We start from the raw sequence: 13,036 nt of genomic DNA on the forward strand, positions 1-13,036 counted from the left end.
ACTTCCACCCCTAATCCTGGCGGATGCGTTCCAGGTGGTCCCTGGCCGCTTCGCTGGCACCGGGATCTTTATGGCCCGGGGCAGGGACATGGGTGGCTTTTTCGGCAGTGTCCAGATCGGGTTTTCTGGCCCGCCTGGGGGCAAAAAAGCTGGCAAATTCCCGGCCAAAGAAGTCGCCGAGCCTGCTTTTGGCCCTGTCCCAGCTGCCGGCGCTGATGAGCAGGAAGGCTCCACCGCCCAGCAGGGTCAAGGCGATAATCCAGCCCAGGGCTTTCCAGCTACCCGGTGTTCCTGCCGTGCGGTCGGTAATTGGTTTGGGCGCTCCTTGAGGCGGGGGCCCGGTGAGGCCGAGTACAACCGGGACGGCGTCGGCCAGGAGGGAGACGCCCCGCTCGGCCTCCTCCTTGGTATTGGTGTGCGTACCCGCTTCAATGAGCAGGGCGGTAGGCATAAGATCCTGGTTGTAGTTACCCTGGGCGGTGAAGATTTCTTTCACTATCGGCTTGTGTACGCTGTTGGCATAGGACATAAGCCTTTTGGCAAAATCAAGGTTGGCCTGCATCCGGGGGTTTTCCCGTCCCACCACCAGCCGTGCTTGAGCCACCTGCTGTTCGGAAATGTAACGCCGGTAATAGGTGGGGTCGGGCACTCCATCCCTGTGCACATCGAAAAGGGCAATAGGGTTATTTTGCATCAATCTTACTGCCGTTCTCCGGGAACGGTAGTAGGCGTTGTCATCGTGGGGGTCGTGGGGAGTTTTGTCGTAATCCACTCTCACCCCGCCATTTTTCAAGCGGTTCACCAGGGTTTCCCCTACTTGATAGATGCCTCCTTTAAAGGGGATGGATTCCGAGCCGTCCGTAGGCACATAGGATTCATCGCTATGGGTATGGTAGATACCCACCGGCCGGGTGTTCCGGACCACCTGGACGACGGGAACCTCCAGCCGGCTGTAAAATTCGTTGTAGGCCAGCAGGTCCCTGTCCATTCCGATAAAGCGGGCGCAGGCGGTATTGCCCTGTATTCTGACCACCCGGTAATGACGGCCTTCGGCGGTGAAAATTTCGTCACCCACCGCAACCCGGCGTGAAACCAGGCTGATCACCCGGCCATGCTCGTCCTTTACCGTGCATACGTTGCCCACCCGGTGGTCGTTTTCTGCTTCTTTGAAAAAGGAAGCCAATGACCATACCGGTTGGGTGAGCCGGGAAGCCGATAAACCTACCAGCAGGGATATTCCTGCCAGCAGCAGGCCGATTCCCCAAATGATCCTGCTTTTTGCCCCGGTCATCTTAATGACCCCCTTTCACCGGTTTTGCGACCATCTTTCCCGGCTGCGTCTTCGTCGCCGCCGCCGGCATTCGCTCCCGGTTTGCGTAAAGCCTTGAGCAGCGCCTCCGGCCGCCCCTTTGTCACAGGGCCTCCTTGAAGCCGTTCCCGCACCTCACCCACCACTTCGGCCAGGAGTACGGCCAGGATTCCCGCCAGCACAATGGCATCGAAAGCGCCGGCTCCGCCAATGGCCACCCGGCCTGCCGGGGCACCGCGGCCGGCCAGCCAGAAATAGTAACCTATATCCAGAGCCAGCAACCCGAGGGTGGCTGAAACAAAGGCGGCCCGCCTGGAACGTCCGGCCAGGTAACCCACCAATCCGGCCGCCAGCGGGTAAAGCCACAGGGCATCCAGGATTTCGTACCTGCCCCCGGGTTCAGGCAGGCCGCGCATCACCAGGGAGCCCAGGGCATAGACCACCAGGGCGGTTACCCCCGCCCCCACAAGGGCACGGGTGCGTTCCGCAGCGGTACCTGCTTTGGAGAGCAGGTAAATGGCCAGACCCAGGGGAACCAGTCCGCCGCCGACGTTAATGGAAACGGGGTAGCGGCCGCCCGGGATGGGTATGGAGATGAAACTGCCTATGATCATGGCCACAATTACCGCCAGGGCACCCCTGTCGGTAAGGCGCATGCGGTCCAGAGCCCGGTGTGCCAGGCCGAAAAAGATCAAAAGGGAAACAATAATTAGTGCGGTGAAACCCACGGGAAAGCCGGTCATTTGCAATCCTCCTCGTTGTTAATTCTTTTTTTAGACTGCCCCGGCCGGGTGTAAATATGCAAAAAAAAAGCGGCGTCTTATACGCCGCTGTTCTTTGAGTAAAGGCAGGTTTATTTTTCAAAAAGGTCTCCTACTACCTCACCTATAGTTACACTGGCACCGTTACCGGTGTGTTGATGTCCCGGTTCCTTGGCGCGCCGGCTTTCCCTTTCCCGCTCCCGGTTGACTTCCCGGATGGACAGGCGGATCCGCTTTTCGGCGCGGTCCACATTGAGTACCTTGACTTCCACCTCGTCTCCTTCCTGAACCACTTCATCGGGGGTGGCTACATGCCGGTCGGCCAGGTGAGAAATGTGCACCAGTCCCTCCACCCCCGGCTCCAGCTGTACAAAGGCTCCAAAAGGTGCGAGCCGCACTACCTTTGCCCGTATGATGCTGCCCACGGGATATTTTTCTTCCACGTTATCCCAGGGATTGGGTAACACCTGCCTTAAGCCCAGGGAAATTTTTTCATTCTCCCGGTCCACCCGGAGGACCATTACGTCTACTTCGTCGCCCACATTTACCACTTCGGAGGGATGGTTAACCCGGTACCAGGCCATTTCCGAAATGTGCAGGAGTCCATCCACGCCGCCAATGTCCACGAAGGCGCCAAAACTGGTAAGCCGGCGTACCACGCCCCGTACCACCTGGCCCTCCTGTAAACTTTCCAGCATTTCCTTGCGCCTGCGGGCTGCTTCTTCTTCCAGCACGGCCTTGCGGGACAGGATGACTTTCCGCTTGCCCCGGTTCAATTCGATTACCTTCGCCCTGACCGTTTCTCCCACATACTTGCCCAGATCCTCCACATAGCCCCTTTCAACTAAAGAGGCAGGCAAAAAGGCTCTTAGGCCCACATCCACCAGAAGACCGCCTTTGACAACTTCCCGCACGGTGCCTTCCACCGGCTCGCCGTTCTCCAGGTGCTCATTTAATTTTACCCAGGCCCTTTCCGCATCGGCCCGTTCCTTGGAAAGGATAAGCCGGCCCTCATTGTCTTCTGCTTTGATGACGGCTACTTCTATCTCATCCCCGACTTTTACCACTTCTGCGGGGGAACTTACATTGTAGCAGGATAGTTCTCTTAAGGGAATAATGCCTTCCGACTTGGCTCCTACATCCACCAGCACTTCGTCGGGACCCACCTGGACCACTACACCCTTCACGATTTGCCCCGGACGCAGGGATTTTACCTCTACGGCTTCTTTCATGCTGTCATCTACACTGGCGGTTTCGGCGGCATTTCCCCCCGTGCCGGCTGCAGCGCCGGTTGTGCAGCCAGCGGCGGGTATTTCCTCCGCAGTTTCCCGGGCGACAGCGCCGGCGGCTTCGTCGTTTCTGTCCCCGGTGGTATCCTGGGCGGTATGCGGAACTTCCCCGGCAGTCTCCCCGGCAGCACCGCCGGGGGCTACCTGTTGTCTTTCCTCCCCGTCAACGTTTGTGTCTTTGATGCTTTCCTCCACAGCTACCATCTCGCCCAACTCTTTCATCCGTCGTTCTACCTCCTCGATAATCCAGTCAGGTGTGGATGCCCCTGCCGTCAATCCCGCTACCTTTACCCCCCTGAACCAGGCGGGTTCCAGTTCCCGGGCGGTTTCCACTTGATAGGTAGGTACACCCGCCTGCCGGCACAGGGTGGCCAGCTTGCGGGTATTGGCGCTTGCTGCTCCGCCAACCACCACCATCACATCCACCTCCCGGGCCAGTTCCAGGGCGGCCTGCTGCCTGGCCCCGGTGGCATGACAGATGGTATTGTATACTTTCAGCTGTCCCGCTTTTTGTTGCAGGACATCCACCACTGCCTGGAAGTTGGCCAGCGGCTGGGTGGTTTGGGCCAGCACGGCCATCCGGGGTACTGCCGGCAACTTTTGGGCTTCCCCGGGCCCCTCCACCACTACCGCCCGCCCACCGGTCCAGTCCACAATACCCTGAACCTCGGGATGATTTTTATCGCCCACTACCACCACCAGCGTGCCGCCGGCGGCTTCCGAGTGGGCCAGCTCCTGTGCCCTGCCCACAAAGGGGCACGTGGCATCCACTACCTTCAAATCGCGTTCCCTGGCAGCAGCCAGAACACCGGGGCCCACGCCGTGGGAGCGAATGATCAGCTTTCCCCCGGGACGGGCTTCTTTCACCCCGGCTATTTCCTGTATCCCCGCTGCTGCCAGTTTTTCCATCACCTGCGGGTTATGGATCAGGGGGCCCAGGCAGTAAACGGGCCCGTCCCGTTCCCTGGCCGTTTGCAACGCCAGATTCAGTGCTCTTTTTACGCCAAAACAAAAACCCGCTTTTGCAGCCCGCCGCACTTCCATTGACAAATCACCGTCTTACTTACCCGCTGTCCATAAGCCTGGCAATTTCCCGCATTAATTCCCGACTGACCGCCTGGTAATCCGGCCGGCCGGTTTGGTTGTCACGGGAAAACACCAGCGGTTTACCTATATGTACCCGGACCTTGCCGAAGACTCCCCGGGTGTTGAGCACCGCCACCGGCAGTACGGGCACCTTTGCCCGCAGGGCCAGCATGGCTGCTCCCAGATGTGGTTCCAGGAGCTCACCGCTTTTGCTTCTGGTTCCTTCGGGAAAAATACCTACCACCCGGCCCTGCTTTAACAGTTCCAGTGCCCGCCGGATGGCCTGCCTGTCGCCACCGCCCCGGCGTACGGGAAAGGCACCTAAAGCCCGTATTACCGGTCCCAGAAGAGGTATGCGAAACAGCTCGGCCTTGGCTATAAAGTGCACCTGGCGGTCCAGGGCGCAGCCCACCACAACGGGGTCCCAGTAGCTGACGTGGTTACTGACCACCAGCACCCCTCCCGAACGGGGAAGGTGATGTGTTCCCACCACTTCCCAGCGACGGATAAAGGCCAGGATCACCCGGCATACTGCCCGGGCAAAACGGTAAAACATCAGAACGACCTCCCCAGAACCCGGGCGGCAATCATTTCAACCACTTGTTCGGCATTCAGGTGTGAACTATCAATAATCCAGGCATCCGGGGCCGGCATTAATGGAGCCACGGAACGGCAACTGTCCTGCCTGTCCCGTTCCGTGATTTCCTGGATTAATGAATCCAGGGGAACGTGGTGACCCTGGGCCTGCAGATCCATCTGACGCCGTCTGGCCCGGACTTCGGGCGATGCGGTAAGGAAAATTTTCACTTGTGCGTTTGGGAGAACCACTGTACCCACATCCCGACCATCCATAACCACATTTTGACATCTTGCCAGCTCCCGCTGCCGGCGCATCAAGACTTCCCGCACGCCGGGCAGGCTGGCCACCAGTGAAACGTGGCGTGAGACTTCCGGTTCCCGGATGGCCCGGGTTACGTCTTCACCGTCAAGAAATACCCGGGTCAGGCGGTCGGGATCAGTGGTTAATTCTATCCGGCTCTCATCGGCCAGTGCCTTTAAAGACTCTTCATCGGTAAGGTTTAACCCCCGGCGCAGGGCCTTCAAGGTTATTGCCCGGTACATGGCTCCGGTATCGATATATAAAAAGCCCAATCGCCGGGCCAGTTCCCGGGCCACCGTACTTTTACCCGCCCCGGCCGGGCCATCGATGGCAACAGACATCCTGGGAACCATGGTCATCTCCCTATTATAGTAACACAAATATCTTATTAATTTCGACACCGCAAAATTTTTTCCTTTCAACAAGAGAAAAAAGAAGCCGGGGGAAATCCTCCCGGCATTAGTCTACCCGTAAAGTGTTTAAAATACCGGCGAAACCGGGGAAGGAAACATCCACACACCCCGCATCCTGAATTACCGTTTTGCCCCGGGCGACCAGGCCCGCTACGGCCATGGCCATGGCTATGCGGTGATCCCCGTGGCTTTCGCATAAGGCCCCCGTGAGGGGGCGGCCACCCCGTACCCGCAGGCCATCGGCCAGCGCTTCCACTTCCACGCCAAATTTCCTTAACTCTCCCACCACGGTGGCAATGCGGTTGCTTTCTTTCACCTTCAGTTCCGCAGCATCCCGTACTACCAGTTCTCCTTCTGCCAGGGCACCGGCCACGGCCAGAATGGGAATTTCATCGATGAGGCGGGGAATCAATTCCCCACCAATGGTAATACCTTTAAGACGGGAATAACGAACCCGGATGTCGGCTACCGGCTCACCACCCAGGTGGTGCCGGTTGAAAATCTCCAGATCGGCACCCATGGCCCGCAGCACTTCCAGAATGCCGTCCCGGGTGGGGTTGACCCCGACTTCCCGTATGGTCACGTCGGAACCGGGTACCACCGCCGCCGCTACCATAAGGAAAGCAGCCGAGGAGATGTCGCCCGGCACTGTTACCCGTCGCCCCGCCAGGACCTGCCCGCCCCTTATCCAAACGGTAAGTCCCTCTTTATGTATTTCGGCACCGAAGTATTGCAGCATGCGTTCCGTATGATCCCGGGACGGGGCGGGTTCAGCAACCCTGGTTTCACCCCGGGCCGAAAGGCCGGCCAGCAACAGGGCCGACTTTACCTGGGCGCTGGCTACGGGCAGGGAAAAGCCTGCACCCTGCAGTTCACCACCCCGCACCGCCAGGGGAGCCAGGCTGGCCTCCTGGCGCCCCCAGATGCGGGCGCCCATCCGGGATAAGGGGGCGGTGACCCGTTTCATGGGCCGCCGGCGCAGGGAGGCATCCCCGGTAATCACGGTAAAAAAGGGCAACCCGGCAAGGATGCCCAGCATAAGACGTATGGTTGTACCGGAATTGCCCGCGTCCAGCACGTTTTCCGGTTCCTTCAGGCCCGCAGGACCCCGGCCGTGTACCGTGAGCCGGCCGTTTTCATCGGGGCCGGTGAAAGACACTCCCATTCCGGCCAGGCATTTCACCGTAGCCAGGCAATCGGCTCCCATGAGAAAATTTTCAATTTGTGTATCACCTTCAGCCAGGGCGCCCAGCATGGCCGCCCGGTGCGAGATGGATTTATCCCCGGGAACCCTGGTGATCCCCCGCAGCGCCCGGGGTGGGGTAATTTCCAGGTTCATAACTTGCCTGCCTTTCTTTACTTGTAAATATTCAGTGAATCCGGTTGGATGCGGCGCTGTCCCCGCTCACTCCAATGCTTCGCGTAAGATGCGCACCGCGGCTCGCTTTGGACCGGCTCCGTTTTTTCGTACGGGTGACGGCCGTCCCTCGTCGCTCCAGTGCTCCGGGCCGACGAAACATCGGCTTGTCTCGGAGCGAACCTGGCAGCGCTGCATATGCGCTTGATAGTTTTGTACTCAACGTAATACTATAGTTTAAGTTCCTTGTTCTATCTACCGTCACTTTTACCAGCGCGATTCGCGCTGCCGGTTCGCTAGCCTCGACTGCGCCGTGTTTCGTTACCGGCCCTCCGCAAGTCGCTCCTTAGCGACGGCCGTCACCCACGACGGTATTTGTACCTTGAAAGTTCTCTTCCCGGTAGTTCATCATGCGTCCTCGAGAGCCAGCCGGTAGCCTTGCTTCGCCGGGTGCTGTTACCGGCGCTTCGCAAGTCGTTCGCTCCGGACAGCGCCGCATCCTTGTCACAACGGTTTTACTGAAATATTTGCCATTACTTTTTACCTCTTGACTACCTGGTAGCCGGCCTGTCTCAAGATATTCGCTGCTTCGTCCTGTTCGGTGGCGGTGGCGAAGGCCAGGCGTATGGAGCCCCCTTCCCCCTCCCGCACCCGGAGGATTTCGATGTCGCTAATGTTGATGCCCGCATCTCCTAAGAGGCCGGCTATTTTAGCAATCATACCCGGGCGGTCGGGAACCCCTACCACTATTTCATGCATGGCCCCCAGATATCCCCGCATGCGGGCGGGGACTTTTTTACGCACCCGGCTGGCCCGTTCTAAAAGGGCGAGGATTTTTTCGCCGTCACCATTTTTGATTACTTCTTCCAGTTGATCCAGTTGCCGGCGAAAGACGGCCAGCACCCCGGCAACGGCCGGTGTGTTCGAGAGAAAAATATCCCGCCACATCAGGGGATTGCCGGCGGCCACCCGGGTGGTGTCCCGGAACCCCCCGGCACCCAGGGGGAGAAATGCTTCTCCCCCCGGCAAATCCACCAGGGTATTCACCAGGGCCACCGCCACCAGGTGGGGCAGGTGGCTGACGGCAGCCACGGCCCGGTCGTGTTCTGCAGGGGTCATTTCCACCACCTGAGCTCCCACCCCGGCGGCCAGTGCCCTTACCCGTTCCAGGGCCGGCGGAGGCGTGTCCGGGAGGGGGGTGATGATGTAAAAGGCGTTTTCAAAAAGGTAGGGATCCGCCCCGGCCATGCCCGTATATTCCGAGCCAGCCATGGGGTGGCCGCCCACAAACCAGGCTCCCGGGGGCATTATTTCCGCCGCCCGGGTGCAGACTACCGCCTTGGTGCTGCCCACATCGGTGACCACCGTACCCGGCGAAAGACGTGATTTCAGCCGGGTCAGGACGGACAGGGTTTCACCCACCGGTGTGGCCAGGATGACCAGTTCCGATCCGGATACCGCTTCCGCGGCATCAAACGACGCTTCGTGTATGGCCCCTGATTCCCGGGCCAGGCGAAGGTTTTCCGGGTTTTTATCCACCCCTACCACCCGGCGGGCCAGGGAGCGGCGGCGCAAGGCCAGCCCCAGAGAGCCGCCTATTAAACCCACGCCGATGATGGTCACCCGGTTAAACATTAGCAGATCCCCCGGCCAGATGGCGGTTTACGGCCCGGGCTACACTGTGTAATTCCTTCATCATGTGGGCAAAATTTTCCGGGGTTAAAGACTGCGGGCCGTCGCACAGGGCTTCCGCCGGGTTGGGGTGCACCTCGACCAGCAGGCCATCGGCACCGGCGGCGACCGCCGCCCGGGCCATGGTGGGCACAAACCGCCATTTACCGACGCCGTGGCTGGGGTCTACCACCACCGGCAGGTGGCTTAAGTATTTGACCACCGGCACGGCGGTAAGATCCAGAGTGTTGCGGGTGTAGTTTTCAAAGGTGCGGATGCCCCGCTCGCACAGGATCACCCGATGGTTGCCCCCGGACATAATGTATTCTGCCGCCATCAGCCACTCTTCAATGGTGCATGAAAGGCCGCGTTTTAAAAGAACAGGTTTATCGACCCGGGCTACTTCCCGCAGGAGGAAGAAATTTTGCATGTTCCGGGCACCGATTTGCAAAATGTCGGCGTATTCCGCCACCAGGGGCAGGGTGCGTACATCCATTACTTCCGTGACTATTTTTAACCCGGTTAGTTCCCGGGCTTCGGCCAGAAGCTTCAAACCCTCCTCTTCCAGCCCCTGAAAGGAATAGGGGGAAGTACGGGGCTTATAAGCCCCCCCTCGTAAAATGGTAGCCCCGGCGGCTTTCACCTGCCGGGCCGCCTCCAGCAACTGTTCCCGGCTTTCCACCGCACAGGGTCCGGCCATCACATGGATCTCTTCCCCTCCGATGGCCAGATCCCCCACCATGACCACGCTGTCTTCCGGATGAAAGGCCCGGCTGGCCAGCTTGTATGGTTGGAGCACCGGCATTACCTTTTCCACGCCGGGCATGGCTTCCAGGGCCATGTCCTCCAGGCGGGTGCGGTCGCCAATGATCCCGATGATGGTCCGCTCTACCCCCTGGGAGAGGTGTGTTTCAAAGCCGTTTTTTTTGAGCCGCGCTATTACCGCTTCTACCTGCTCCCCGGTTGCTTCCTTTTGCATGACGATAATCATTTTTTTACCTCCCGTACTGTCCGTACTGCCGTTATTTTACCCGTAAAACCAAACAGGGCACCCTTTTAAGGAGGTGCCCGCAGGGCCAAAAATACATAGACCATCCCTCCCCTACCGTACTACCATCCTGCAACCATAACACAATTTTATCTTAGCATGTGTCACCATTGCTGGCAACGCCTTTTATAGTGGTGTTCGTTTCAAAATTGTGCAGGTAACTCTGTACTCGCCTGCCGTTTTGCACGCGCTCGCTACGTTCCCCAGCACTCACCCAGCACTCACCGGTTCCAGGCATTTGCGCAGCAACTAAGCCACATATAGTTAGCAGTATTACTATCAGAGAACCCGGTTACGGTCGCTCGCTTCGTGCAAAACAGCGGCCATCTTATCCGCTGTAAGTTATGGTAGCTCTGTTTTTTTAGGACAGCCTGCGTCCGAGGCTTTCAGCCAGGGGGCGCAGCTCTGCCATAAGCCGCCCCAGTTGTTCGGGGAGCAGAGACTGGGGGCCGTCGGAAAGTGCCTCTTGAGGGCAGGGATGGACTTCCAGCATTAACCCGTCGGCTCCCGCCGCTACCGCCGCCCGGGCCACCGGGGCCACCAGGGAGCGGCGTCCCGTGCCGTGGCTGGGATCGGCAATTACAGGCAGGTGGGAAAGCTCCTTAACGGCAGGGATGGCGTTTATATCCAGGGTGTTCCGGGTATAGGTTTCAAAGGTGCGGATGCCACGCTCGCACAGGATCACCCTGTGGTTGCCCCCGGCCAGAATATATTCCGCAGCCAGCAGCCACTCCTCGATGGTGGCGGCGAACCCTCTTTTGAGCAGCACGGGATGCTGAACCCGCCCGACTTCCCGCAACAGGTCGAAGTTTTGCATATTGCGGCTGCCGATCTGGAGAATATCGGTGTATTTCAAGACCATGTCCAGGTAGCGCACGTCGGTGACCTCGGTGACCACGGGCAGACCGGTCAGTTCCCGGGCCCGGGCCAGAATACGCAGGCCTTCTTCTCCCAGTCCCCTGAAGGAATAGGGAGAGGTGCGGGGTTTAAAAGCCCCGCCCCTCAAGATATGTACCCCCATCTCCTTGAGGGTCCTGGCCAGCCCCAGCATCTGCTCTTCACTCTCTACGGCACAGGGGCCGGCAATAATTACTACCTGGCCGTCTCCGAGGCGGCAGGTTTTTAGATCAATCACCGTGTTTTGCGGCTGGTGTTCCCGGCCAGCCAGTTCATAGGCAGGCAAGGTGCGTACCTCCTTAACAACCTTTGAACATCAGGCACACTTTTCGATAGCAGACTTGATATCCTTAACCAGGGCGGCCACCGCCGGAGCGGGATCACCCGTACCCGCCCGGGCCACCAGGTCGACGATGGCGCTGCCCACCACCATGGCATCACAGTACGGTGCCACCGCGGCAGCCTGCACCGGGCCGGCAATGCCGAAGCCAATGGCGCAGGGAAGCTGTATGTGCCGGCGCACCCTCCGCATGAATTTCGCCAGGTCGGTGTGGATCTCCTCCCGGGCACCGGTTACTCCGGTAACCGAAACGCAGTAGACAAAGCCCCGGGCCGCGGGAGCCATGGCGGCCAGCCTTTTTTCGGTGGTGGTAGGAGCCACCAGGGGTATGAGGGCGAGTCCGTAATGATCGGTATGCCCCAGCAATTCTCCGCTCTCTTCAAAGGGCAGGTCGGGCACGATCAGGCCGTCTATCCCGGCCCCGGCGGCGTCCCGGGCAAAATCTTCCAAACCATACTGGTAAACGGGATTGTAGTAGGTCATCAGGATTAAAGGAACACCTGTGTTTTGCCGGATACCGGCGCACGTGCGGATGATGTCCCTAACCCGCACGCCATTGGCCAGGGCCCGGGCGGAGGCCTTCTGGATAACCGGGCCGTCGGCTACAGGATCCGAAAAGGGGATGCCCACTTCCACCAGGTCGGCCCCGGCCTCTGCCATGGTTCTGACCAGCCTGGCGGTTGTATCCAGATCCGGGTCCCCGGCGGTAATATAGGTGATCAACCCCTTTTTCCCTTCTTGAGCCAGGGCGGAAAAACGTTGGGTGATACGGTTTCCTTTCATATTTTAGCCCTCCCCTCCCAGGGCGCGGGCTACAGTTTGCACATCCTTGTCCCCCCGGCCGGAAAGGTTTACCACGATGATGGCTTCTTGAGGCATTTCCCCGGCCATCTTCACTGCCTGGGCCAGGGCATGGGCACTTTCCAGGGCCGGAATGATTCCCTCGGTGCGGCAGAGCAGTTGAAAGGCTTCCAGGGCCTCCTCATCGGTTACGGCAGTATAGACAACCCTGCCCGTTTCTTTCAAATAGCTGTGCTCGGGACCCACACCGGGATAATCCAGCCCGGCGGAAATGGAGTGGGCCAGGTTGATCTGGCCATCTTCATCCTGCAGGACGTAGCTTTTCGAGCCGTGCAGAATACCCGGTCGGCCCCGGTTAAGGGTGGCGGCGTGTTTACCGGTATCCAACCCGCAGCCCGCTGCTTCCACCCCGACCAGTTTTACTTCCCTGTCTTCAAGGAAAGGGTGGAATATGCCCATGGCATTGCTACCCCCGCCCACGCAGGCCACGATTACATCGGGCAGCCTCCCGGTTTGCTCCTGCACCTGCCGGCGGGTCTCCACCCCAATCACGCGCTGGAAATCCCGCACCATCACGGGATAGGGATGGGGGCCTGCTACCGACCCGATCAGGTAATAAGTGGTATCGACATTGGTCACCCAATCCCGCATGGCTTCGTTCATGGCATCCTTCAGGGTACGGCTCCCCGCCGTCACACCAACCACCGTGGCACCCAGGATGCGCATGCGGAAGACGTTCAGGGCCTGACGGGCCATATCCTCTTCGCCCATGTATACGGCACATTCCATGCCGAACAGCGCAGCGGCGGTAGCTGTGGCCACCCCGTGCTGGCCGGCACCCGTTTCGGCAATAATCCGCTTCTTACCCATACGCCGGGCCAGGAGAATCTGGCCAATGGTATTATTTATCTTGTGGGCACCGGTGTGGTTGAGGTCTTCCCTCTTGAGATAAATCCTGGCCCCCCGGCAGTGTTCACTCAGACGGCGGGCAAAATACAATGGTGAGGGCCGTCCCACGTATTGCTGCAGATAATATTCCAGCTCCTGCCAGAAGGACGGGTCCCGGTGGGCTTCCTGGTAGGCCGCGGTCAGTTCTTCCAGGGCCGGCATAAGGGTTTCCGGCACGTAACGGCCTCCAAAGGATCCAAAGTAGCCCCGTTCATCCGGTAAAGGCATGTGTTTTT

10 protein-coding genes and 1 pseudogene are annotated in these 13,036 nt (G+C 59.3%); all 11 read right to left on the reverse strand.

Annotated features, from left to right (window positions below; genetic code table 11):
• Positions 1–10: 10 nt before the first annotated feature.
• Positions 11–1,291 (reverse strand): stage II sporulation protein P, encoded by a 1,281-nt coding sequence (spoIIP, locus tag J2Z49_RS03870; RefSeq protein WP_307399996.1) that lies wholly within the window; start codon positions 1,289–1,291, stop codon positions 11–13.
• Positions 1,288–2,052, reverse strand: coding sequence for a DUF1614 domain-containing protein (locus tag J2Z49_RS03875; RefSeq protein WP_307399998.1), 765 nt, complete (start codon positions 2,050–2,052; stop codon positions 1,288–1,290). The genes spoIIP and J2Z49_RS03875 overlap by 4 nt, the downstream gene beginning before the upstream one ends.
• 110 nt (positions 2,053–2,162) lie before the next feature.
• A complete protein-coding gene (locus tag J2Z49_RS03880) occupies positions 2,163–4,403 on the reverse strand; it encodes a bifunctional 4-hydroxy-3-methylbut-2-enyl diphosphate reductase/30S ribosomal protein S1 (protein ID WP_307399999.1) in 2,241 nt (746 codons plus the stop codon).
• 19 nt (positions 4,404–4,422) lie between these two features.
• Positions 4,423–5,001: a lysophospholipid acyltransferase family protein gene (locus J2Z49_RS03885; protein WP_307400000.1), complete on the reverse strand. Its 579-nt coding sequence runs from the start codon at positions 4,999–5,001 to the stop codon at positions 4,423–4,425.
• Positions 5,001–5,678 (reverse strand): (d)CMP kinase, encoded by a 678-nt coding sequence (gene cmk / locus J2Z49_RS03890; RefSeq protein WP_307400077.1) that lies wholly within the window; start codon positions 5,676–5,678, stop codon positions 5,001–5,003. The genes J2Z49_RS03885 and cmk overlap by 1 nt, the downstream gene beginning before the upstream one ends.
• A 106-nt stretch (positions 5,679–5,784) precedes the next feature.
• A complete protein-coding gene (aroA, locus tag J2Z49_RS03895; protein WP_307400001.1) occupies positions 5,785–7,077 on the reverse strand; it encodes a 3-phosphoshikimate 1-carboxyvinyltransferase in 1,293 nt (430 codons plus the stop codon).
• A gap of 558 nt (positions 7,078–7,635) precedes the next feature.
• Positions 7,636–8,730, reverse strand: coding sequence for a prephenate dehydrogenase (locus J2Z49_RS03900; protein WP_307400003.1), 1,095 nt, complete (start codon positions 8,728–8,730; stop codon positions 7,636–7,638).
• The gene (gene aroF / locus J2Z49_RS03905) at positions 8,723–9,757 is read right to left on the reverse strand and encodes a 3-deoxy-7-phosphoheptulonate synthase (RefSeq protein ID WP_307400005.1); all 1,035 of its coding nucleotides are present in this window, start codon (positions 9,755–9,757) and stop codon (positions 8,723–8,725) included. Before aroF (J2Z49_RS03905) ends, J2Z49_RS03900 begins: the two co-directional genes overlap by 8 nt.
• Positions 9,758–10,175: 418 nt before the next feature.
• Positions 10,176–11,009, reverse strand: a pseudogene (aroF, locus tag J2Z49_RS03910) (3-deoxy-7-phosphoheptulonate synthase); the annotation flags it as partial.
• 18 nt (positions 11,010–11,027) lie between these two features.
• Positions 11,028–11,834, reverse strand: a complete 807-nt coding sequence (gene trpA, locus J2Z49_RS03915) for a tryptophan synthase subunit alpha (RefSeq protein WP_307400007.1) — start codon at positions 11,832–11,834, stop codon at positions 11,028–11,030.
• Between the two features lie 3 nt (positions 11,835–11,837).
• Positions 11,838–13,028 (reverse strand): tryptophan synthase subunit beta, encoded by a 1,191-nt coding sequence (trpB, locus tag J2Z49_RS03920; RefSeq protein ID WP_307400009.1) that lies wholly within the window; start codon positions 13,026–13,028, stop codon positions 11,838–11,840.
• Positions 13,029–13,036: the final 8 nt, after the last annotated feature.

This window comes from Desulfofundulus luciae, assembly GCF_030813795.1.
Lineage (GTDB): Bacteria > Bacillota > Desulfotomaculia > Desulfotomaculales > Desulfovirgulaceae > Desulfofundulus > Desulfofundulus luciae.